Origin of the sequence: Streptacidiphilus rugosus AM-16 (assembly GCF_000744655.1) — a bacterium.
In the GTDB taxonomy this organism is placed as follows: domain Bacteria; phylum Actinomycetota; class Actinomycetes; order Streptomycetales; family Streptomycetaceae; genus Streptacidiphilus; species Streptacidiphilus rugosus.
In genome coordinates, this window is the sequence record NZ_JQMJ01000003.1 from 360,906 (window position 1) to 383,199 (window position 22,294).

The following is a 22,294-nucleotide window of genomic DNA, read 5'->3' on the forward strand; positions in this document are numbered from 1 at the left end:
GTTCTAGATACACGGAAGGGTCGCGCACGGGCGCCGATCGTCAGTACCGTGCTCAGGAATCACCGGAGCGGCAGGGCGGGTACCAGTGGCAGACGAGCCGAACAGCGAGTCCATACCGTCCCTGCCCGCGCCCCGACCGCCGGACGAGCACGACCCGCCCGACCCGGAGGAGGGCCCGACAGCCGGACCCGACGAGGAGCGCCGCTGGTCGCTCCCCTCCCTGCTGGTCCTCGGCCTCGCCGTGGTCGTCCTGGTGTGCGCCGTCGCCTACCACCTGGGCACGGTCTTCCTCTCCGTCGCCCCGAGCAACCCGGTCTCGCAGCGCCACTCCGCCGCGATCAACGCGCACGTCCTCCCCGAGTTCGAGCAGAACTGGCAGCTCTTCGCACCCAACCCGCTGCAGGACGACATCGCGGTCGAGGCCAGGGTGCAGACCCTCGACGCACAGGGTCGCCGCGCCGACTCCCCCTGGATCGACCTCACCGCCCACGACTTCGCCGCGATCCGCGGCAATCCCGCGCCCAGCCACGTCGACCAGAACCTGCTGCGACGCGCCTGGGACTACTACACCGCCTGGCACAGCCAGCAGGACGAGTCGTCCACCGGCTTCGGCGGCCCGCTGTCGGTCGAGTACCTCAAGCGCATCGCACTCCAGCGGATCGGCCGCAGCTACGGCGGCCAACGGATCATCCAGATCCAGTTCCGCACGATGACCACCCCGCTGACCGGCCCCTCGTGGACCGGCGCGCCCGCCACCGCGACGCCGACCTACCGGCAGCTCGCCTGGTGGCCCGCGAACGACGATGACTACCAGAAGCTGGGGGTGGCCTGATGACCTCGGCGACCCTGACCCGACGCCTCTCGGACGCGACCTTCACGGGCTGGACCACCGTCACCGGCCAGACCCTCGGCGCCTACCAGGCGGCGATCGTCCGGATCGGCTTCGCGTTGACCTTCGGCGGCTTCCTGCTGCGCGAGTGGCCGCACCGGCGCGTCCTCTACGGAGATCTGGCGCCCTGGAGCCAGGACCTGGCCCGGCAGATGCTCGGCTCCAACCACGCCTTCACCGTGCTGATCTGGTCGGACGACCGGTGGTGGTTCGAGTGCGTCTACGCGGCGGCGATCGTGGTCAGCGGCCTGCTGCTGGTGGGCTGGCGGACCCGGACGACCTCGCTGCTGTTCATGGTGCTGGTGCTGTCGATCCAGAACCGCAGCATCCTGGTCGGCGACGGCGGCGACAACGTCGTCCACCTGATGGCGATCTACCTGGCCTTCACCCGCTGCGGCCAGGTCTGGTCCCTGGACGCGCGCGCCGCGCGGCGCGGCGCGCGGGAGGGGGCGACCCGGTCGGCCTCGGGCTCTGGCTGGGGCTCGGCGCGGTACTGGCGTACTGCCAGGTCTCCGGCTTCGCGAAGCTCGGGATGCTCGACCTCGGGCTCTACGACTGGGGCACGATCTTCTGGCTGTTCTGGCTGCTCACCGGCCTGCGCGGCTACCTGGCCCGGCGTCGTCCCGGCAGCGAGGGCGAGCAGTTGCTCGACGCGCTCGGCAAGCTGCTGCACAACGCCGCGATGCTGGTGATCGCCGTCGAGGTCTGCTTCATCTACGCGACGGCCGGCTGGTACAAGATCCAGGGCTCGCTCTGGCAGGGCGGCACCGCGCTCTACTTCCCGCTGCACCTCTCGTACTTCGACCCGTGGCCGGGCCTCGCCTCGCTGCTGGGCGGCCACAGCACCATGGTCTTCCTGATCACCTACGGCACGGTCATGGTGCAGGTCTCGTTCCCGTTCCTGGTCTTCAACCGGCGGATCAAGAACGTGCTGCTGGTCCTGATGATGACCGAGCACGCCGCGATCGCGGTGACGCTGGGCCTGCCCTTCTTCTCGCTGGCGATGATCGCCGCGGACTCGGTCTTCCTCCCCACCGGCTTCCTCGTCCGGGCCGGTCAGGGGGTGGCTAGGGGGGTGGCGCGGCTCTCCGCCACGCCAGTCGTGCGCCAGTCGATCAAGCGCCCCCCACGCACAACCGAGCGCGATCCGGAGCCCGTGTCACCGGTCGGATAAACGCGTTGTTCAGGGCGCCATGTCACCCACCCGAAAGGGCGCGTCATGAACACGCGAATGATGAATGCGGAGTTCCCGGTCACGGGGCAGCCGATCCGCGTCGTCGTGATCGACGGCGAGCCGTGGTTCGCTACGATGGACGTCTGCAAGATCCTTGGACACAACCGCAACACGACCGAGGCGACCAGGTCCCTCCACAAGAGCGAGACCCGGCGCGTGAACACCCGCGGGATTAAGTTCAGCCCAACCGGAGTTAGTCACGTTTCCGCTGGTGGCAATGGCTACCAGCGTGGCAACCCGATGCTCAACGTCGTGAGCGAGAGCGGCCTCTACCGGCTGATCATGCGCTCGGACAAGCCCGCCGCCCGGCCCTTCCAGGACTGGGTCAGCCGCGAGCTCCTGCCCTCCATCCGCCGGGGCGACGCCGACCTCGGCGCCCAGCGCGAGCGCATGGCGGAGACCTTCGCCGAGGCGCTCGACCTCGACCGCCCCGCCGCGTCACCCCTGATGGTCGACGACCAGGGGTTCGAGATCCGCACGGACGGTTCGGTCCACTGCGAGCACGGGATGATGGCCCCGGTGCTGCCCGATCCGATCGAGGAGGCGGGGCCGCCCTTCGGCGTCTACTACGTCTGCCGGTCCGTCGAGCATGTCGGCATCCGCGGCAGCATCGCCTACCGCCCCTGCCGTCGTCTGCACTTCGTGGACATCGTGCGCCAGCTGCTGCGCCAGCGGACCGCGGAGCCCGCCGTCGCTCCGGCCGCCCCGCCGCACCTCGTGACCCTGGCCGGCCCGCCCGCCTATGTGGCGGAGGTGCTGCAGCTCATGGGCGTCCGTTCGGCGTCCTGACGTCCACAGGCTGTGGACGACCGCGCCCCTGCCAGTGGAACAGCGCCATGCCGACGCTGGTGGCGAGGTTGAAGCTGGAGACCTGAGGACGCATGGGGATGGCCACAATGCGGGTGGCCATCCCCTTCAGATCATCCGACACCCCGTGCCGTTCTGTCCCGAAAGCCAGCACGGCGTCATCCGGAAAGGCGACGCCGTGGATGGACTCGCCCTCCGGATCCAACGCGAACAGCGGCCCAACGGGCAGCTCCGCCAAGGAAGTCCGGGCCACTGACGTGGCGAAGTGCAGGCCTGCCGCGCCGCGGACGACGGTGGGGTGCCAGGGGTCGACCTCGCCCGTGGTCAGCACGCCCGCCGCGCCGAAGCCGGCGGCCAGGCGGACGACCGCGCCGATGTTGCCGAGGTTGCGCGGGTTCTCCAGCAGCACGAAGGGCGAGGTCCTGGCGTTGTCCACAGGCTGTGGACGAAGCGCCAGCGCCGCCACGCCGGTCGGGTGCGGTCGCGGCACCAGCCGGCGCAGCAGCGCCGCCGGGACCTCCTCCGCGTCGATGACACCGAGGTCCGGCGCGAGCTCGGCCGCGAGTCCGCGCAGCTCCGCCCGGTCCGTGGTCACCACCAGCGGGACCGTCGCCCCGAAGCGCAGCGCGTGCTTGAGCGCGTGGAAACCGTCCAGCAGCACCACGTCGCCGGCGGCCTGCAAGGCGGCCCAGCGTTCCTCGACGTCGATCATCACCGACTCAGCCTAGAGGGGGCAGCGCGGGTGAGAACTCCGGCTCGCTCCACCGCAGCGGCATGGCGCCGGGCAGCTGCACCACCGCCGTCAACTCGAAGCCGACCGACCTCTCCTGCCAGTCCGTCCGGGCCTCACCCGTCAGGAGGAGCAGGTCGCCCGTCTCCCAGTCGGGAAAGACGATTCCCGCACGGGAGTTCGTTTCGAGATTACCCAGCGTCATGAACGCCCCGTTGCCCGCGTACTCGCGCCAGCGCAGGGTCGTCGGCGAGAGCACCTCCACGAATCCCGGCCGTCCGCCCCGGTGGGAGGCGTCGGCACGGCCCTCGGCGTCGGCCGTGGCGAGGAAGAAGGTGTCGGCCGTCGCGACCGCCACCTGCTGCGCCGTCGTCAGCTCCGTGCCCCGGCGCGCCGGTCCGGGCGTCGTGGTCGGGGCGGTCCGGACCGGGCGCCGCTTCTGGATGTACTTCGGGCAGTTGGAGAAGACCTGCTCCGCGTGCACGACCAGCCCGGCGTCGCGCCTCTCGGCCAGGCCGTTGACGCGCATCCGCCGCCGGGTGGCCGGCTCCAGGGCGATCGTGCCGACCTGCGTCGCGGACGCCCCGCCGAGCACCGGGGCCAGCGGATCCCCCGGGCTCGGCCGGGCCGCCACCGAGACGGTCCCCTCGTCGGGGACGCCGATGAAGCCGGGCTCGCCCGTGAGCACCGTGGCCCAGATCCGCCCCGCCTCGTCGGCCGCGCCGACGACCAGCAGCTGCCGCTCCGCGAGGAACTTCGCCGCGACGGCGGGGACGACGGCGCGGATGCTGCGTTCCAGATGCTCGGCCTTGGCGGTCTCCCCGGCGAGCGCCTGAGCGGTGCGCTCGCCCTGGTGGTAGCCGGCCACAGCGGTCACGGTGCCCACCGGCCTAGAAGAAGCCGCAGGTGGGGGCATCCGCGTGCGGCGCGTGGCCACCCTCCGCGGCGACGCCGCTGCGGGTGAAGACCTCCAGCCGGGTGCCGTCCGGGTCCACGAAGAAGATGCCGCCGGAGTCCTGGCCCTCGCCGTGCGGGACGACGCCGTCGTACTCGAAGGTCGCGCCGCGCTCCTTGAGCGCCCACTCGGCCTCGCGGACCTCCTCGACCGTGTCCACCTCGAAGGCGAGGTGGTGCAGGCCGGCCCGGTCGCGCTCGTGCGCGCCGGCCGCCTGCTGCCAGATGGTGACCAGCAGTTCGCCCTTCTTGCCGAGCCGGGCGGCCCGGCGCTCGGGGGCGGTGCCCGGCTTGCTGCCGCCGAGCTCCTCCAGCCCGAGGACGTCGCGGTAGAAGGCGACCGAGCGATCCAGATCGGTGACGTTGATGCCGACGTGGCCGGTGCGGAGCGAAGCAGTCATGGCAGGACTCCTGGGTAGGGGTGCACGTTGTTCGTTCTAACCACTACGCATGACAATAGAGGTTAGAAATCCGGCTCGCAACCGTTCATGTGACCATGACCGGTTAGAATGGAAAACGTGGACACCCCAGACCCGCGGCCGCTCCGGGGCGAGCCGATCTCACTGGACCTGCTCAACTCCCGCTGGCACGGCGACGTGCTCTTCCGCGAGTACGACGGCCTGCCGATCTGGCTGGCGTCCAACGGACTCGCCGACCGCGTCACCCCGACCGACGCGGTCCTGGACGCCCTGCTCGAAGCACGTGCCGCCCTGCTCGCGCTGCGCGCCGACCCGACCGACACCGCACCGCTCAACGCCGTCCTCGCGCACGGCTCCGTCCGCCGCACGCTCGCGGCCGACGGCACCCCCCACGACGAACCGGACGTCCCCGAGGCCTGGCTCCCCGCCTGGCTCGCGGCCGACGACTACCTGCGCCTGCTCGCGCTCGGCCCGGCCAGGATCCGCGAGTGCGCCCACGAGAACTGCATCCTGACCTTCTTCGACACCTCGCAGAACGGCCGGCGCCGCTGGTGCTCCATGTCCGGTTGCGGCAACCGCGCCAAGGCGGCCCGCCACTACTCCCACCAGAAGCAGGACACCCTGCCCGGCTGAGCGCCGGACAGGGTGTCCCAGGTGAAGCGGAGCGGTGCTACTTCCGGGCGGAGCGCGCCCGGTTGAGGAGCTGCGAGACCACGATGACGAGCATCGTGCCGAGCAGCATCATGGAGCCGATGACGTCGATCTGCGCCGGGTAGGCGCGCTGCACGGAACCGAAGATGTACATCGGGAAGGTCTCCGAGTTGCCCGCGGTGAAGACCGTGATGATGTAGTCGTCGATCGAGATCGCGAAGGCCAGCAGCGCGGCCGCGCCGATGCCGGGGGCGACCAGCGGCAGCGTGACCTTCATGAAGGTCTGCGTCGGAGTGGCGTAGAGGTCCTCCGCCGCCCGCTCCAGCGTCGGGTCCATGCCCGCGAGCCGGGACTTGACCGTCACCACCACGTAGGAGATGCAGAACATCACGTGGGCGATGGTGATCGTCCAGAAGCCCATGCCGCCGGGGCCGATGGTGTTGAAGAACAGCGCCGCCAGCGTCGCACCCATGACGACCTCGGGGGCGGCCATCGGCAGGAAGAGCAGGGCGTTGATGCCGCTGCGCGCCTTGAAGCGGTGGCGCACCATGGCGAAGGCGATCATCGTGCCGAGGATCGTGGCGATGATCGTGGCGACCGCGCCGATGCCGAGCGAGAGCCCGATGCTGTGGCACATCGTGCTGTTGGAGCAGGGGTTCTTCCAGGCGTCCAGGGAGAACTTGTTCCAGGTGTAGTTGAACTTGCCGTCGGGCTGGTTGAACGACATCCACAGGATGACGGCGTTCGGCAGCAGCATGAAGACGAACACCAGCACGGTGACGACCAGCAGGACGTGCTGCTTGGCCCAGTCCAGCGGGCTCCGCCGCCGGACCTTCAGCGCGCCCGCGGGGGCGTCCAGGGTCTGAGTAGCCATCAGAGCAGGTCCTCCGTCCCGGCCTTGCGGATGTAGGTCATGACGATGATGAGCGTGCCGACCATCATCACGACCGACATCGCGGAGCCGACCGGGTAGCCGTTGGTCTGGCGCAGGAACAGGTCCTCGATGCGCTGACCGACCACCGTGGTGTTCGGGTTGCCCAACAGTTGGGCGTTGATGTAGTCGCCGACCGCCGGGATGAAGGTCAGCAGGGTGCCGCCGATGACGCCGGGCATCGACAGCGGCAGGGTGACCCGGCGCCAGGTCTTGAGCGGGCTGCAGTACAGGTCCGCACCGGCCTCGTGCAGGCGCGGGTCGATCTTCTCCAGCGAGGTGTAGAGCGGGAGGATCGTGAACGGCAGGAAGTTGTAGACCATGCCGCAGATCACCGCGGCCGGGCTGGCCAGCACGTGGTGGCCGACGGTCCAGCCGAGCGCCGTGGTCACCTTGAGGACGTGCAGGCTGTTCAGCACGTGCACGACGGTGCCGTTGTCCGCGAGGATCGTCTTCCAGGCGATGGTGCGGATCAGGAAGCTGGTGAAGGACGGCACGATGACCAGGGCCATCAGCAGCGTCTTCCACCTCCCGCCCTTGAAGGCGATGAAGTAGGCGACCGGGTAGGCCAGTGCCAGACAGGCGATCGTCGTGATCAGCGAGTACAGCAGCGAGTGCCAGTACTGCGTCACGTAGGGGCCGCCGAACAGGCCCCAGAAGCCGGGGATCGGATCGGCCTGGGAGTAGTTGGCCCAGTGCCAGGTCAGCTTGAAGCCGTCGTCGTAGTTGCCCGTCTGCACCGAGGCCGAGACCGAGGTGAGGATCGGCAGCAGGAAGAAGACGATCAGCCAGAGCAGGCCGGGCAGCAACAGCACCCATGGCGTCCAGTTGCGGCGCGGCTTCCGGTCGGGGGTCTTCTCCCCGGCCGGTGCCGGCGCGTCGAGGAGAGTCGTCACGCGGCGGCCTCCTCGTCCGCCTCGGCGCCGGCCTCGATGTCCTGCGAGCCCTCGAGGCCGAAGCCCTGGCTCGGATCCCAGTAGACGACGACCTCGGTGCCCGGACGCTGGATCGCGCGGCCGGTGTTCTGCTCGAAGACCGCGATCTCCTCGCCCGAGGACATCTGCACCAGGTACTGCGTGGAGACGCCGATGAAGCTGGTGTCGACGACCTTGCCGCCGGTCAGCGCGTTGAAGCCCTCGGGGACCTCGCCGCGGCCGGTGGCGATCTGGACCTTCTCCGGACGGACGCCCAGGATGATCTTTCCGCTGGTGGACCGGCAGCGCTTGGCGTCGACCTTGAGCGGCTGACCGTGCGCGGAGACGGTGACCACGCCGTCCTTCTCGCCCTCGACCGAGGCCGGGATCAGGTTGGACTGGCCCAGGAAGTTCGCCACGAAGGTGGTCGCCGGGTTCTCGTAGAGCTCGGCGGGGGAGCCGAGCTGCTCGATCCGGCCGTGGTTCATCACCGCGATGGTGTCGGCCATGGTCATGGCCTCCTCCTGGTCGTGGGTGACGTGCACGAAGGTGAGGCCGACCTCGGTCTGGATCCGCTTGAGCTCGATCTGCATCTGGCGCCGCAGCTTGAGGTCCAGCGCGCCGAGCGGCTCGTCCAGCAGCAGCACCTGCGGCTGGTTGATGAGCGCGCGGGCCAGCGCGATGCGCTGCTGCTGACCGCCGGAGAGCTGGGTCGGCTTCCGCTTGGCCAGGTGGCCAAGCTCGACCAGGTCGAGCATGTCGGTGACGGACTTCTTGACGTCCTTGACGCCACGGCGACGCAGGCCGAAGGCGACGTTCTCGAAGATGTCCAGGTGCGGGAAGAGCGCGTAGTTCTGGAACACCGTGTTGACCGGGCGGCGGAACGGCTTGAGGTCGGTGACCTCCTCCTCGCCCAGGAAGATCTGACCGATCGTCGGGTCCTCCAGACCCGAGATCATGCGCAGCGTCGTGGTCTTGCCGCAGCCGGACGCGCCCAGCAGCGCGAAGAACGAACCCTGGGGGATGGTCAGGCTCAGATCGTCCACGGCGGTGAAGGAACCGTAGCGCTTGGTGAGGCCGGCCAGGCGGAGGTCTCCGCCCTGGGTACGACCGAGTACGTCGTGGGAACTCATCGGAACTCTTCTCTCCGTCGGGCGGTACTACTGGCCGGTGACCTGCTGGAAGCGGGCGGTGTAGTCGTTCAACTGGGCGATCGTGAGCGCCATGAAGCCACGCGACTTCGCCAGCATTTCCTTGGTCGGCACGATCAGCGGCACCGAGGCCGCGTCGGAGTCCAGCTGCTGCAGCGCCTCGACGGCCCCCTGCACGGAGGGGATGTAGTCGATGTAGTCGTCCAGAGCGGCGGCGACGTCGGGCTGCAGGTAGTAGTTGAGCAACCTCTCGGCGTTCTTCTTGTGCCGGGCGAAGTTGGGGATGACGCAGTTGTCGGACCAGGCGAGCATGCCCTCCTTGGGGAGGTCGACCGTCACCAGGTAGTCCTTGCCGAGCTGCGCCACGTCGCCGGAGTAGGCCATGGTCACGGCGGTGTTGCCCTGCTGGAAGTCGCTCAGGTAGTCGTTGCCGGTGAAGGAGCGGATCTGACCGCGGTCCTTGGCCTGACGGATGTAGTCCAGCGCCTGGTTGAACTGCGCGTCGGTGAAGTTCTCCGGGTCGAGACCCTGCGCCAGCATCGCCAGCGCGACGGTGTCCTCCATCTCCGCGAAGAGGGACACCTTGCCCCTGAGGTCGGGCCGGGTGAAGATCTCGGCGATCGAGCCGATCGGCGTCTTCACCAGCTTGTTGTTGTACGCGATGGTGGTGAAGCCGTAGGCCCACGGCACCGAGTGGAGCCGGCCCGGGTCGGTCGGGTCGTGCAGCACGTTCGGCAGCAGCTTGGAGTGGTTCGGCATGTTCGCCAGGTCGAAGGCCTGGATGTAGTCGTACGTCCGGTACTTGGCGACCATGTAGTCGGAGACGACCATGATGTCGTAGCCGGTGTCCAGCCCCTTCACCAGCGACGGGTCGACCTTGTTGTACCAGTCGTTGTTGTCGTTGATGATCTCCAGGTAGTCGACCTGGATGCCCGTCTGCTTCTCGAACGCGGCCAGCGTGGGGCGCAGGTTCTGGTTCTTGTCGTCGACGTCGATGTAGGCCGGCCAGTTGGCGAAGACGACCTTCTTCTCGGTGTCCGAGTAGTCGTGTCCGGCCTGGCCGTTGTCCTTCGACCCGGGCGGGACGACATGGCCCTGGACGCCGCACGCGGAGAGCGCGCCCGCGCCCGCCACGGCGAGCCCGCCGGCCATCGCGCCGCGCAGCAGCGAACGCCGACTCATCCGTCGAGCGGTCGAGGCGAACCGGGTGCGGTTCATATAGCGCGAGAGCTCGAAAGAGCTGGAACCCGTCATGTTGGGGAGAGTGCCTTTCTCAAAGACGCGGGGGCTGGCCGAGGTCCTTTCCAGCAGCGGTCATTCGTGCGGGCGGGCGATGGGGACCGAGATTAGAGCGCTCATCTACGGTTTCCATCTCCCGGATGCGATCTGGCAGCGGAATCGTTATCAACGCTTCGCCATCGCAACGTGATCCGCATCACCGCTTACCCTGCGTGATTTCTCCCCCCGACGGCTACCTACAGCCTGTAAAAGGCGCAACAAAAGCCCTACATCCGTGCCAGTGGAAGCGGCAGGGGCCGCCCGGCATGATGGCCGGGCGGCCCCTGTGAGCTCGGTGAAGATCTCACCCGTTGTGGCGGCGGACCTCCATCACACGGAAGCGTCCGGCCACGAACGCGGCGTCGCAGTAGGCGGAGTTCGCCGCCGGGTTCGCACCCGTACCGTGCAAATCGGAAAATGCCGCGGTCTGGTTCACGTAGACCTGGCCGGTCAGATTCAGGGAAAGCGAAACACCCGCGTCGACCGCCGCGTCGACGACCGCCGACTCGACCTCCGGCGAGGTCGTGTACGCCGCCGCCGTCATCGCCCCGCGGGTGCGGACCGTCTCGGCCAGCAGCGCCACGCCGTGCGCGGCGGAGTCCACCGCGATGGCGAAGGCGACCGGCCCGAAGCACTCGCCCGGCAGCGCGTCGGAGGCGGAGTCCAGGGTCACCAGCGCGGGCGTCCGGATGACCGCCTCGGGGAACTCGGGGCTGACCACGGCCCGCGGCGCGAGCGCGAGGGCCCCGTACTCGCCCTTCTCGGCCCGCTCGACCCGCTGCAGCACGCCCGGGTTCACGACCGCGCCCAGCAGCTGCGCGGCACGCGCGTCGTCGCCCAGCAGCTTGCCCAGCGCGTCGGCGAGGTCGCCGACGACCTCGGTGAAGCTCCTGGCGCCCTGGTCGGTGGCGATGCCGCCGCGCGGGATCAGCAGGTTCTGCGGCGTGGTGCACATCTGGCCGCTGTAGAGCGAGAGGCTGAACGCCAGGTTGGCCAGGGCGTTGGCGTAGTCGTCGGTCGACTCGATCAGGACCGTGTTGACGCCGGCCTTCTCGGTGTAGACGAGCGCCTGGCGGGCGTTCTCCTCCAGCCAGTCGCCGAAGGCGGTGGACCCGGTGTAGTCGATGATCGCGACCTCGGGCCGGGTGGCCAGCATCTTGGCGAGGCCCTCGCCGGGCTGCTCGGGCGCGAGCTGCACCAGATCGGCGTCGAACCCGGCCTCGGTGAGCACGTCACGGGCGATCTCGACGGTCAGCGCGAGCGGCAGCACGGCGCGGGGGTGCGGCTTCACGACGACCGGGTTGCCGGTCGCGAGCGAGGCGAAGAAGCCGGGGAAGCCGTTCCAGGTCGGGAAGGTGTTGCAGCCGATCAGCAGGGCGACGCCGCGCGGACGGACCAGGAACTCCTTCTCCATCGTCAGCGGGTCGCGCTTGCCCTGCGGCTTGGTCCACTGCGCCTTGGCGGGCAGCCGGGTCTGCTCGGCGTACGCGCAGGCGACGGCCTCCAGACCGCGGTCCTGCGCGTGCGGGCCACCCGCCTGGAAGGCCATGCCGAAGGCCTGCCCGGTGGTGTGCTGGACGGCGAAACCGAACTCGACCGAACGGGCGTTGATCCGCGCCAGGATCTCCGCGCAGACGGCGGCGCGCAGCAGCGGGCTCGCGGCGGCCCACGCGGGCATGGCGCCCGTGGCTCCTGCGATCAGCGCGTCCGCGCCGCGGTAGCCGTACGCGATGTTCAGCGCCTCCCCGAACGGCGACACCTCGCCCCCGGCCTCGGCGTCCGGCCCCACGAGGGCGTCGCCCTCGGCGGCGAGCCGCGTCGTCCCCTTCAGCGCGGCGAACGCGGCCGCGCCGACGGCGAGGGCGTCCTCGCCGTAGGCCTTGGGGAACTCGGGGTAGGGCGACCAGTAGTCCCGCTCGGCGAGTGCGCTCACCGCGCGCTCCAAGGTCTCCTGATGACGGGCGATCAGCGGGTGGGCCGTGGCTGCGGTCATTTCGACGCACTCCTCATGGGTCCTGGCGGCGACTCTGCCAAGCACCTACGGTAACCGAATGATCGGTCGGGTGAAACGGTCACTTTGCGGCATCGGCCAGGTTGCACCCCCAGGGGCGCGAGGAACTGCGCGAGGAACCACCCCCTGCGGACGGCCCTGCGCATTGAGGACCATCCGCACGCCAGTGGCTTGTCGCGCCGTTCCCCGCGCCCCTCAGGCCGTGCCCAGCTTCCCCAGGATGCGGTCGAGCTCCTCCAGATCCTCCGGCGACAGCCGGGTCAGCTCGGCCGGCGGTGCCGTGAGAATCTCGATCGCCGTCTCCGCGGCCTCACGGCCCGTCTCCGTCAGCGTCACCACCTTCGCGCGCCGGTCCGAGGGATCCGCCTCCCGGACGACCAGGCCGCGCCGCTCCAGGTCGTCCACCACCACCGTGGTGTACGGCTTGTCCATCAGCAGGCGGCCGGCCAACTCGCTCATCCGCACCGGCCCGTCCACCAACGCCCTCAGCGCGCGCCCGCGGCTGAAACTCATGCCCAGCGTGTCCGCGACACGCTGCTTGCGGTCGTCCGACTCCAGGACCAGCCGCCGCATCACCGCGTACACCCGCTCCGCGCTCACGACGCGTTCACCGCCGTCCGCTCCTTGTCCTCGATCCGGTCGAAAACCCGCTGCGCGGTCTCCCGCGCCCGCACGCTCGTCGTCGCCACACCGAGCACCAGCACCGACATCGCGCAGCCCACCACTATCCACCACCCGATGTGGCTCGCCTGGGCGAATCCGGTTCTGAAGGTCCCGACCACCGCGGAGGTCACCACCGAGCCGATCACCGCGACGCCCAGCGTCTGCCCGATCTGGCGGCTGGTGGAGGTGACCGCCGCCGCCACGCCCGCCTGCGCGCGCGGCATGCCGGAGACGGCCGTGTTGGTCACCGGGGCGTTCAGCATCCCGAAGCCCACCCCGAACAACGCGTAGGACAGCAGCAGCAGCCACAGCGGGGTGTGGACGCTCAGTCCGACCAGCAGCAGCGCGCTCGTGCCCATCGCCAGGCCCGCCGCGACCAGCGGCAGCCGGGGTCCGCGGGCGCCGACCAGGCGGCCGCTGAGCGGTGAGAAGACCACCGTCGCCAGCGCCATCGGCAGCGTGCACAGGCCCGCCCTGAGCGCGCTGAAGTCGCGCACCTCCTGGAGGAAGAGGGTGTTCAGGAAGAGGAAGCCGCCCAGTCCGGCGAAGCCGGAGACCGCTATCACCGTCGCCCCGGCGAACGGCACACTGCGGAAGAAGCGCAGCTCGATCAGCGGCTCGGAGCGCCGCGACTCCACGATCAGCAGCACCACCAGCGCGCTCGCCGCCAGCCCGAAGCAGAGCAGCGACTGCGCCGATCCCCAGCCGGCCGTCGGCGCCTCGATGATCCCGAAGGTCAGCGAGCCGAGCAGGACGATCACGGCGAGCTGTCCGACCGGGTCGGCCCGGCGCGGGCGCGGGGCCCGGGACTCGGGGATGTAGAGACCGGCCAGCACCAGCGCCGCGAGGCCCACCGGGATGTTGACCCAGAAGATCGCCTGCCACCCTACCGAGCCGACCAGCAGACCGCCCACCACCGGGCCGAGCGCCATGCTGAAGCCGACCGTCGCACCCCAGACGCCGATCGCGCGGGCCCGCTCCTTGGGGTCGGTGAACGTGTTCGTGATGATCGACATGGCCACCGGGTTGAGCATCGAGCCACCCACGGCCTGCAGGGTGCGCGCGCCGATCAGCCAGCTCAGGCTCGGCGCGAGGCCGCAGATCAGCGAGCCGACGGTGAAGAGCACCAGGCCCGCCTGGAAGACCCGGCGGCGGCCCAGCCGGTCGCCGGTCGAGCCGCCCAGCATCAGCAGACTGGCCAGCACGACGGTGTAGGCGTCCACCACCCACTGGAGCCCGGAGACGCCGGCGCCGAGGTCACGGCCGATGGACGGGAGGGCGACGTTCACGATCGTGATGTCCAGCCCGACGATGAGCAGGCTCATGCAGCAGATGGCCAGGACCAGGAACCGCCGTCGTGCGGTGAGCTCCATGGACGTCGCCCCCTTCCGACGAGAGTTGATTGTGTTTGCACAACAGTTATAGCACCACAACTAATTCCCGCCCAGCCCTACACTGGCCGGGTGACCGTCTCTCTCGCTCCGCTGCGGGCCGAGCACGCGGACGCCGTGCTCGCCATCTACCAGCACGGCATCGACACCGGGAACGCGACGTTCGAGACCCGGGCCCCCTCCTGGGCGGAGTTCGACCGCGGCAGACTGGCCGACCACAGGCTGGTCGCGATGTCCGCCACGGGAGAGGTCCTCGGCTGGGCGGCGACCAGCGCGGTCTCCTCCCGGCCGGTCTACGCCGGCGTGCTGGAGCACGGGGTCTACGTGCATCCCGACGCCCGCGGCAAGGGCGTCGGCCGGCTGCTGCTGCGCGGGCTGGTCGAGTCGACCGAGGCCGCCGGGGTCTGGACGCTGCAGGCGGGAGTCTTCCCCGAGAACACCGCCAGCCTGGCCCTGCACGCCGCCCTCGGCTTCCGCGTCGTCGGCACCAGGGAGCGCATCGGCCGCATGCGGGACGGGCGCTGGCGGGACGTGACCATGCTGGAGCGACGCAGTCAGCACGTGATGTGATACTCGACCACATGGTCGAGACCTCCCGCCCCGCGCGCCGCGACAGCTACACGGTGGACACCCTGCTCGCCGTCACCGTGCGGGTCTTCAACGAGCGCGGCTACGACGGCACGTCGATGGAGGACCTGTCGCGCGCCGCCGGGATCTCCAAGTCCTCGATCTACCACCACGTCAAGGGCAAGGAGGAGCTGCTCCGCCTCGCCGTCGGCCGGGCGCTGGACGGTCTGTTCGGCACCCTGGAGGAGCCGGAGGCGCAGGAGGGGCCGGCCCTGGCCCGGCTGGAGCACGTGGTCCGGCGGACCACGGCCGTACTGCTCGCCGAGCTCCCCTACGTGACGCTGCTGCTCCGGGTGCGCGGCAACACCGCGACCGAGCAGTGGGCCCTGCAGCAGCGGCGCGAGTTCGACCACCGGGTCGCCGCGCTGCTGGCCGAGGCCGTCGCCGAGGGCCAGCTGCGCGCGGACGTCGAGCCGAGACTGGCCACCCGACTGCTCTTCGGCATGATCAACTCGCTGGTCGAGTGGTACCGCCCGGACGGCGAAGGACGGTCGGCGGCCGTGGTCGTGGACGCCGTGGCCGAACTCGCCTTCCACGGCCTGCGCGCGCCCTGAGCTGCGAGGCGTCCCAGCTTTCATGATCGCCAAGTGCTTCACGTGAAGCACTTGGCGATCATGCTCAGTCCGGCAGGACCGGGATCCGGTCCGTCTCCTCGAAGACCAGCAGGGTCTGCGTGCCGAGCACCCCGGGGATCGACTGGATGCGGTTGAGCACCAGATCCCGCAGCGCCCGGTTGTCCACCGTGTGCACCAGCATCAGCACGTCGTACTCGCCGCCCACCAGCGCGATGTGCTCCACACCCGGCAGCTCCAGCAGCGCGTTGCGCACGCTCCGCCAGGAGTTCTGCACGACCTTCAGCGTGATGTACGCCGACGCGCCCTGACCTGCGCGTTCGTGGTCGACGCGGGCGGTGAAGCCGCGGATCACCCCGTCGTCCACCAGCCGCGAGATCCGCGCGTAGGCATTGGCGCGGGAGACGTGCACCCGCTCGGCGACCGAGCGGATCGACGCGCGGCCGTCCTGCTGCAGGAGGCGCAGGATGGCCTTGTCGATCCGGTCCAGCGTGCGCTGCTCCGCCCCTCCGGCCAACTGTTCAGTAGTCATGGCCCCCTCGCTCCTCCCCGTGGACGACCTGCTTCCAGCGAAGCGCTACTACGGCCGTTTGTCCACCACTGCGCCGCAAGAGTAGTCAATTCGATCAAACAACCGAACAATCGGTAGGGAGAGACACCGCTCTCGGCGGCACTTGCTGCCCACGCGCCTCATAGACCTCGGTCTACACCCCCACCCACCCTCACGGAGGTGCCGAGATGACCCTTCTCGACCAGCCTGCGGGCGCTCCCCTGGGCTCCGTCTGGCCGCCGGACGCCCACGGTCCGCGTCGTGACCCGGCCCCGCTGCTGCCGGACCCCGAGCCGCTGCGCGTGCTGGGCACCTCGGTCGCCGACAAGCTCGACCCCGAGCTGCTGCGCGAGCTGTACCGGCGCCTGGTGCTCGGCCGCCGCTACAACCAGCAGGCCACCACCCTCACCAAGCAGGGCCGCCTCGCCGTGTACCCGGCCTCCACCGGGCAGGAGGCCTGCCAGATCGCCGCCGCCATGGTGCTGCGCGACACCGACTGGCTCTTCCCCAGCTACCGCGACACCCTGGCCGTGGTTTCCCGAGGCGTCCGCCCCGTCGAGGCGCTGACCCTGCTGCGCGGCGACGCCCACCACGGCTGGGACCCCAAGGCCCACCGCGTCGCCCCCCTCTCCACCCCGCTCGCCACCCAGGCCCCGCACGCCGTCGGTCTGGCCCACGCCGCCCGGCTGCGCGGCGACGACGTGGTCGCGCTCACCACCGTCGGCGACGGCGGCACCAGCGAGGGCGACTTCCACGAGGCCCTGAACTTCGCCGGCGTGCTGAACGCCCCGGTGGTGTTCCTGGTGCAGAACAACGGCTACGCGATCTCGGTCCCGCTGGCCAAGCAGTCCGCCGCGCCGACGCTGGCCCACAAGGCCGTGGGCTACGGCATCAGCGGCCGCCTGGTCGACGGCAACGACGCCGCGGCCATGCACACCGTGCTGTCCGAGGCCGTCGAGCACGCCCGCTCCGGCCGCGGCCCGGTCCTGGTCGAGGCGGTCACCTACCGGCTGGAGGCGCACACCAACGCCGACGACGCCACCCGCTACCGCACCCCCGACGAGGTCACCGCCTGGCAGGCCCGCGACCCGCTCCACCTGCTGGAGACCCACCTGCGCGAGGCCGGCCTCATCGACGACGCCGCCGTCGCCGCGGCCGCCCAGGCCGCCGAGGAGCTCGCCGCCGAGATGCGCGCCGAGTTCCACGCGGAGCCGGAGCTGGACCCGCTCTCGCTCTTCGAGCACGTCTACGCCGAGCCCACCCCCCAACTCCGCGAGCAGGCGGCCATGCTGGCCGCCGAGCTCGCCGCGGAGGCCGACGCACGATGAGCGGCGAGCTGAGGCGCAGTGCAGGGTCGGGGCCTGCGGAGCGAGGAACGAGCGGGGGAGGCACCGACCCGGAGCGGAGCCGAAGCGAAGCGCGAGAGGAAGAACGATGAGCGGCGAGCTGAGGCGCAGTGCAGCGCGAGAGGAACAACGATGAGCACCGCCACCCTGGCCCAGGCCCTGAACACCGCCCTGGGCGACGCGCTGCGCGAGGACCCCGACGTCCACATCCTCGGCGAGGACGTCGGCACCCTCGGCGGCGTCTTCCGGATCACCGACGGCCTCGCCGCCGAGTTCGGTCCGCAGCGCTGCCTGGACACCCCGCTCGCCGAGGCCGGCATCCTCGGCACCGCCGTCGGCATGGCCATGTACGGGCTGCGCCCCGTCGTGGAGATGCAGTTCGACGCCTTCGCCTACCCGGCGTTCGAGCAGTTGGTCTCGCACGTCGCCAAGATGCGCAACCGCACCGCGGGCAAGCTGCCGCTGCCGATCACCATCCGCATCCCCTACGGCGGCGGCATCGGCGGCGTCGAGCACCACAGCGACTCCAGCGAGGCCTACTACGCCCACACGCCGGGCCTGCACGTCGTCACCCCGGCGACCGTCGCGGACGGCTACGGCCTGCTCCGCGCCGCCATCGCCTCCGACGACCCGGTCGTCTTCCTCGAGCCCAAGCGCCTGTACTGGTCCAAGGACGAGTTCGCGCCCGCTCCGGTCGAGCCGATCGGCCGGGCGGTGGTGCGCCGCCAGGGCACCTCCGCCACGCTGCTCACCTACGGCCCCTCCCTCCCGGTGTGCCTGGAGGCGGCCGAGGCCGCCAAGGCCGAGGGCTGGGACCTGTCCGTGGTCGACCTGCGCTCGCTGACGCCCTTCGACGACGAGACCGTGTGTGCCGCGGTGCGGGCCACCGGCCGTGCCGTGGTCGTGCACGAGGCCTCCGGCTTCGGCGGCGTCGGCGCCGAGATCGCCGCCCGCGTGATGGAGCGCTGCTTCCACCACCTGGCCGCTCCCGTGCTCCGCGTCACCGGCTTCGACATCCCCTTCCCGCCGCCGATGCTGGAGCGCCACCACCTCCCCGGCGTCGACCGGATCCTCGACGCCGTCGCCCGACTCCAGTGGGAGCAGTGACAGCCATGGCCTCGGTCCGCACCTTCACGCTCCCCGATCTCGGCGAGGGCCTCACCTCCGCCGAGATCGTCCGCTGGCTCGTCGACGTCGGCGACGTCATCACGATCGACCAGAACGTCGCCGAGGTCGAGACGGCCAAGGCCGTCGTCGAGGTCCCCTGCCCCTACGCGGGCGTGGTCACCACCCTGGCCGGCCCCGTGGGCGCCGAGGTCCTGGTCGGCGCGCCCCTGATCACCGTCGCGGTGAGCGAGCCCGCCTCCGGGTCGGGCGACGCCGCAGACTCCGGCTCGGGCAACGTCCTGGTGGGCTACGGCACCAGCCACTCCACCGGACCCCGTCGACGCCGGGTCTCGCATCCGCAGGCGACCGGACCGGCGGCCCCCGTCGCGCCCGCCGCACCCGTCGCGGCGCCTCCGGCGCCCGCGCCCGCGGCTGCGCCGCAGGCCCACGGCGCGGTCGCGGTGATCTCGCCGCTGGTGCGGCGGTTCGCCCGCGAGAGCGGGGTGGATCTGGCCGCCGTGGTCGGCACCGGCAGGGATGGGCTGATCATGCGATCGGACGTCGAGCGCGCCGCACAGTCCACGTCGTCCGCACAGTCCACGTCGTCCGCGCGGTCCGCTCCGGCGGTCGCGGCCACCGTCGCCGCCGACGGGGAGTTCGTGCCGCTCCGGGGCGGAGCCAGGATCGCGGCCGAGCGCTTCGCCCGCAGCCGCACCGAGATCCCCGACGCCACCTGCTGGGTCGACGCGGACGCCACCCGGCTGCTGGAGGCCAAGAACGCGGCCGGAGTCGGCGTGCTGCCGCTCTTCGCGCGGATCTGCGTGGCCGCGCTGGCGAGGTTCCCGGCACTCAACGCGAGCGTCGAGCTGGGGGCGGACGGCCGTCCGGCCGGCGTGCGGCGGCACCGCGGCGTCCATCTGGGCTTCGCCGCCCAGACCGAGCGCGGGCTCGTGGTCCCCGTGGTCCGCGACGCGGACCGGCGGACCACCGAGGGCCTGGCCCAGGAGATCGCCCGCCTCACCGAGGCCGCCCGTGCAGGGACGCTCACCCCGGCCGAGCTGACCGGGGGCACCTTCACCCTCAACAACTACGGCGTCTTCGGCGTCGACGGCTCCACGCCGATCATCAACCACCCCGAGGCGGCCATGCTCGGTGTGGGCCGGATCGCCCGCAAACCGTGGGTCGCGGACGAGGAACTGACGGTGCGCAGCGTCGTCCAGCTCTCCTTCACCTTCGACCACCGGGTCTGCGACGGTGCCACCGCCGGGGGCTTCCTCCGCTTCGTCGCCGACGCGGTCGAATCCCCGGCAGGGCTGCTGCGCTACCTCTGACCGGACCGGACCCGTTCCCGACCGTTCAGGACCGCCGGACGAAGCGGAACAGGTCGCCGTCCTCGCCGTCGCGGGTGAAGCCCGCGCGGACGAGGACGGACTGGGAGGGGAGGTTGCCGGGCTCGGTGTGGGCGACGACCAGGCCGACGCCGGGCTGCGCCAGCGCGTACGCGGTGACCAGACCCGCGGCCTCGGTCGCGAAGCCCTGGCCGCGCGCGGAGTCGGCGAGGTCGTAGCCGATCTCGCAGACCCCGCCCAGCGGTGCGCCGTGGAAGCCGCAGCCGCCTATGGCCGCGCCGTCGGCGCGGCGGACGATCGCCCACGCGCCCCAGGCCTCCTGGTAGACGCCGCCCTCGTACGCCTTGAGCAGCGCGCCGCAGGCGTCCAGGGTGCCCTGGTAGGGCCCGCCGGGGGCCCACGTGAAGCCGCCGCTCCCGCCCGCCCTGAGCGCGGTGGCTGCAGCCGGGGTGATCGGGCGCAGCTCGATGCGGTCGGTGCTGAGCAGGTCTGCGGTGCCGTGGGTCATAGGAGCCTTCCGTCGGTGCCGGGCCAAGGTGCGGATCAGCAGTTCGCACTCATCATTGCCGATCGGTCAGCCGCCGGGCACCTGGTTTCGTTCGATCAGTTCCGCCCTTCCGTGCTCGGCGAAGACCGCCGCGAGCTCGGCCGCGTCCGGTGCCTCGAACGGCCGGTAGGCCAGGTCCCCCGCCTCCTCGCGGCCGTAGGGGCGCCAGAGCAGTGCGTCCGTACCGACCGCGTCCCACCGCTCGCCACGCAGACCGGTCTTGGCCGTCTTGTGCGTCGCGGTCACCGGCATCCGGGCGACGAAGCGGACGAAGCGCGGCGGCATCTTGGTGCCGAGATCGGGTTGACCGGCCAGGAACTCCCGGAGCGAGGCCGCCAGTTCGCCCGCCCGGCGGGCGGCGTCGGGGCGCAGCTCCACCGCCGCCATGACCTGGTCGCCGGCCACCGGGTCGGGCACCGCGTAGACGGCGACCGCCGCGGCCGGCTCCCAGCGGGCCAGGATGTTCTCGATGTCGGCGACCGCCAGGTTCTCGCTGTCGACGCGGAGCCAGTCGGCGCTGCGGCCGGCAAAGCGGAACCAGCCCTCGGCGTCACGGTGGAACAGGTCCCCGGTCCAGTACCAGCCGTCCCGCAGCCGGGCGGCGCCCGCCGCCTCGTTCCGCCAGTAGCCCTCGAAGCCGACCCGTGCGGTCCGGTTGACCAGTTCGCCGATCGCCTCGTCCCCGTTGAGCAGGCGGCCCGCCGCGTCGAACCGGGAGCGCGGGCACTCCCGTCCGGTCTCCGGGTCGACGACCGCCAGGTCGTCGTGCGGTCCCGAGCCCTTCCTGCCGACCGCGCCGGGCGGGGCGGCCGGGTCCTGCTGGAGGTTGCAGCCGCCCTCGGAGGAGCCGTAGCCCTCGACCAGACGGCAGCCGAAGCGCCGCTCGAAGCGGGCCGCGTCGACCGCGCCCGCCTCGGTGCCGAAGCCGAGCCGCACCGGGTTGTCGCCGTCCTCGGCACGGGGCGGGGTGGCCAGCACGTAGGAGATCGCCCGGCCCACGTAGGTGAAGTAACCGGCGTCGAACTCCCGCACGTCGTCCAGGAACCGGCTGGCCGAGAAGCGCCGGCGCAGCGCGATCGTGCCGCCGGCCAGCAGCAGCGGGGCCCAGAGACCCATCAGCGCGTTGCCGTGGAAGAGCGGCATGCAGCCGTAGCCGGTGTCGGCGGCGGTCAGCCGGAACTGCTCGCGCAGCTTGTCACCGGCCCGCGCGAGCCGGCCCTGGCTGCACATCACCGCCTTGGGCGCGCCCGTCGAGCCGGAGGTGAAGGTGAGCAGCAGCCTGGTGTCCGGGCCGGGGACCGCGGCGGGCGGCGCGGCGTCGGCGTAGGGCGCGAGGGCGGCGTGGTCGGGGCCGTCGACGACCAGCACGGGGACGCCCACGGCGAGCCCGTCCAGCAGCGGCAGCAGCCGGGTCTCGGTGACCAGCAGGGCGCAGTCGGTGTGCCGGATGTCGCGCAGCAGGTCGGGGCCGCGGCGGGTGGGGTTCACCCCGACCACGGTCGCCCCCGCCAGCACCGCGCCTTCGAGCCAGACCACGTACTCGGGGGTGTTCTCCAGCAGCAGCCCGACGTGCGGGTACGCGGCCCCGGCCAGCCGCTCGCGCAGCAGGGCGGCCCGCGCGCAGGCCATCCGCAGGGTCGCGTCGCGGGAGAGCCGGAAGCCCTCACCGACCAGCGCGGGCCCTGCGCCGCCGCGCTGGGCGAGGACGGCGTCGGCGAGTGCGTTCATGCGGCGACCCTCCAGGGTTTCTGACACTACGTCAGTTCCCTGCGTTGATACCGCGCACGCGCGAGGACTTCAAGGCCGCCTCGGCGGCGGCCGCACGGAGGAGGACGCCTCAGAGGACGAAGGCCTCGCCCTGCCCGCCGACCAGCCCACGGCCGGCCGCCTCCCAGGCGAACATGCCGCCGTCGACGTTCAGCGCCTCCCTGCCCTGCGCCACCAGGTACTGGACGACCTGCGCCGAGCGCCCGCCGACCCGGCAGACCACGTAGAGCGGCTCCGCCTCCGGCAGCTCGCCGATCCTGGCCACGAACTCGCTCATCGGGATGTGGACCGCGCCGGACGCGTGGCCGGCGTCCCACTCGTCCTGCTCGCGGACGTCCAGCAGGACGCCGTCGGCGGGAACGGAGGCGACGTCGACGGTGGGGACGGACGAGTGGAACACGGGATC

22 protein-coding genes and 1 pseudogene are annotated in these 22,294 nt (G+C 71.2%); 9 read left to right on the forward strand and 14 right to left on the reverse strand.

The features are described from left to right. Positions 1–85: 85 nt before the first annotated feature. From BS83_RS05080 to BS83_RS45130, 3 genes and pseudogenes are all read left to right on the forward strand, one after another. A complete protein-coding gene (locus tag BS83_RS05080) occupies positions 86–832 on the forward strand; it encodes a DUF5819 family protein (protein ID WP_051942650.1) in 747 nt (248 codons plus the stop codon). Then, a pseudogene (locus BS83_RS49085) lies at positions 832–2,063 on the forward strand (HTTM domain-containing protein). Before BS83_RS05080 ends, BS83_RS49085 begins: the two are co-directional and overlap by 1 nt. Positions 2,064–2,108: 45 nt before the next feature. After that, entirely contained in the window at positions 2,109–2,912 is an 804-nt protein-coding gene (locus BS83_RS45130) for a BRO-N domain-containing protein (RefSeq protein WP_157596921.1), read from the forward strand. Here the strand turns inward: BS83_RS45130 and BS83_RS05095 are convergent. The 3 genes from BS83_RS05095 to BS83_RS05105 are packed head-to-tail and all read right to left on the reverse strand — an operon-like array spanning position 2,887 to position 5,015. Further along, positions 2,887–3,642, reverse strand: coding sequence for a TrmH family RNA methyltransferase (locus BS83_RS05095; protein ID WP_051942654.1), 756 nt, complete (start codon positions 3,640–3,642; stop codon positions 2,887–2,889). The two genes, BS83_RS45130 and BS83_RS05095, sit on opposite strands and share 26 nt — an antisense overlap. 7 nt (positions 3,643–3,649) lie before the next feature. Further along, positions 3,650–4,537 carry a pyridoxamine 5'-phosphate oxidase family protein gene (locus BS83_RS05100; protein ID WP_232248056.1) on the reverse strand — a complete coding sequence of 296 codons (888 nt, stop codon included), beginning with the start codon at positions 4,535–4,537 and terminating at the stop codon, positions 3,650–3,652. A 13-nt stretch (positions 4,538–4,550) separates the two neighbouring features. Beyond that, complete coding sequence (locus tag BS83_RS05105) at positions 4,551–5,015, reverse strand: VOC family protein (protein WP_037601409.1); 465 nt, start codon at positions 5,013–5,015, stop codon at positions 4,551–4,553. Positions 5,016–5,123: 108 nt separating this feature from the next. Between BS83_RS05105 and BS83_RS05110 the strand changes: the two genes are divergently transcribed. Then, positions 5,124–5,666, forward strand: a complete 543-nt coding sequence (locus tag BS83_RS05110; RefSeq protein ID WP_037601413.1) for a CGNR zinc finger domain-containing protein — start codon at positions 5,124–5,126, stop codon at positions 5,664–5,666. A 37-nt stretch (positions 5,667–5,703) separates the two neighbouring features. On the opposite strand, the gene BS83_RS05115 is transcribed toward BS83_RS05110, so the two are convergent. The 7 genes from BS83_RS05115 to BS83_RS05145 form a co-directional block, all read right to left on the reverse strand. Next, entirely contained in the window at positions 5,704–6,558 is an 855-nt protein-coding gene (locus BS83_RS05115; protein WP_051942655.1) for an ABC transporter permease, read from the reverse strand. Beyond that, the gene (locus BS83_RS05120) at positions 6,558–7,511 is read right to left on the reverse strand and encodes an ABC transporter permease (protein ID WP_037601416.1); all 954 of its coding nucleotides are present in this window, start codon (positions 7,509–7,511) and stop codon (positions 6,558–6,560) included. The genes BS83_RS05115 and BS83_RS05120 overlap by 1 nt, the downstream gene beginning before the upstream one ends. Further along, positions 7,508–8,662, reverse strand: coding sequence for an ABC transporter ATP-binding protein (locus tag BS83_RS05125; protein ID WP_037601419.1), 1,155 nt, complete (start codon positions 8,660–8,662; stop codon positions 7,508–7,510). Before BS83_RS05125 ends, BS83_RS05120 begins: the two co-directional genes overlap by 4 nt. A 27-nt stretch (positions 8,663–8,689) precedes the next feature. Continuing rightward, on the reverse strand, positions 8,690–9,934 hold the full coding sequence (locus tag BS83_RS05130; protein ID WP_084713147.1) for an ABC transporter substrate-binding protein: 1,245 nt from the start codon (positions 9,932–9,934) through the stop codon (positions 8,690–8,692). A gap of 328 nt (positions 9,935–10,262) precedes the next feature. Further along, complete coding sequence (gene paaN / locus BS83_RS05135) at positions 10,263–11,951, reverse strand: phenylacetic acid degradation protein PaaN (RefSeq protein WP_037601421.1); 1,689 nt, start codon at positions 11,949–11,951, stop codon at positions 10,263–10,265. Positions 11,952–12,164: 213 nt separating this feature from the next. Next, a complete protein-coding gene (locus tag BS83_RS05140) occupies positions 12,165–12,569 on the reverse strand; it encodes a MarR family winged helix-turn-helix transcriptional regulator (RefSeq protein WP_269664835.1) in 405 nt (134 codons plus the stop codon). Beyond that, a complete protein-coding gene (locus BS83_RS05145; protein ID WP_037601424.1) occupies positions 12,566–14,005 on the reverse strand; it encodes an MFS transporter in 1,440 nt (479 codons plus the stop codon). The genes BS83_RS05140 and BS83_RS05145 overlap by 4 nt, the downstream gene beginning before the upstream one ends. A gap of 90 nt (positions 14,006–14,095) precedes the next feature. Between BS83_RS05145 and BS83_RS05150 the strand changes: the two genes are divergently transcribed. Both BS83_RS05150 and BS83_RS05155 read left to right on the forward strand, forming a co-directional pair. Continuing rightward, positions 14,096–14,593 (forward strand): GNAT family N-acetyltransferase, encoded by a 498-nt coding sequence (locus tag BS83_RS05150; RefSeq protein WP_037601427.1) that lies wholly within the window; start codon positions 14,096–14,098, stop codon positions 14,591–14,593. Between the two features lie 11 nt (positions 14,594–14,604). Next, on the forward strand, positions 14,605–15,204 hold the full coding sequence (locus BS83_RS05155) for a TetR/AcrR family transcriptional regulator (RefSeq protein ID WP_037602669.1): 600 nt from the start codon (positions 14,605–14,607) through the stop codon (positions 15,202–15,204). A 64-nt stretch (positions 15,205–15,268) separates the two neighbouring features. Here the strand turns inward: BS83_RS05155 and BS83_RS05160 are convergent, their stop codons facing one another. Beyond that, complete coding sequence (locus BS83_RS05160) at positions 15,269–15,754, reverse strand: Lrp/AsnC family transcriptional regulator (protein WP_051942657.1); 486 nt, start codon at positions 15,752–15,754, stop codon at positions 15,269–15,271. Positions 15,755–15,960: 206 nt separating this feature from the next. On the opposite strand from BS83_RS05160, the gene pdhA reads away from it, so the two are divergent. The 3 genes from pdhA (at position 15,961) to BS83_RS05175 (ending at position 19,556) form a co-directional block, all read left to right on the forward strand. Next, positions 15,961–17,100: a pyruvate dehydrogenase (acetyl-transferring) E1 component subunit alpha gene (gene pdhA, locus BS83_RS05165; RefSeq protein ID WP_037601432.1), complete on the forward strand. Its 1,140-nt coding sequence runs from the start codon at positions 15,961–15,963 to the stop codon at positions 17,098–17,100. 150 nt (positions 17,101–17,250) lie between these two features. Then, a complete protein-coding gene (locus BS83_RS05170; protein ID WP_037601434.1) occupies positions 17,251–18,225 on the forward strand; it encodes an alpha-ketoacid dehydrogenase subunit beta in 975 nt (324 codons plus the stop codon). A gap of 5 nt (positions 18,226–18,230) precedes the next feature. Next, the gene (locus tag BS83_RS05175) at positions 18,231–19,556 is read left to right on the forward strand and encodes a dihydrolipoamide acetyltransferase family protein (RefSeq protein ID WP_037601438.1); all 1,326 of its coding nucleotides are present in this window, start codon (positions 18,231–18,233) and stop codon (positions 19,554–19,556) included. 25 nt (positions 19,557–19,581) lie between these two features. On the opposite strand, the gene BS83_RS05180 is transcribed toward BS83_RS05175, so the two are convergent. From BS83_RS05180 to BS83_RS05190, 3 genes are all read right to left on the reverse strand, one after another. Further along, positions 19,582–20,082, reverse strand: coding sequence for a GNAT family N-acetyltransferase (locus BS83_RS05180; RefSeq protein WP_051942658.1), 501 nt, complete (start codon positions 20,080–20,082; stop codon positions 19,582–19,584). Positions 20,083–20,148: 66 nt separating this feature from the next. Next, the gene (locus BS83_RS05185) at positions 20,149–21,849 is read right to left on the reverse strand and encodes an AMP-binding protein (protein ID WP_037601440.1); all 1,701 of its coding nucleotides are present in this window, start codon (positions 21,847–21,849) and stop codon (positions 20,149–20,151) included. Positions 21,850–21,958: 109 nt separating this feature from the next. Next, complete coding sequence (locus BS83_RS05190) at positions 21,959–22,288, reverse strand: rhodanese-like domain-containing protein (protein WP_037601442.1); 330 nt, start codon at positions 22,286–22,288, stop codon at positions 21,959–21,961. Positions 22,289–22,294: the final 6 nt, after the last annotated feature.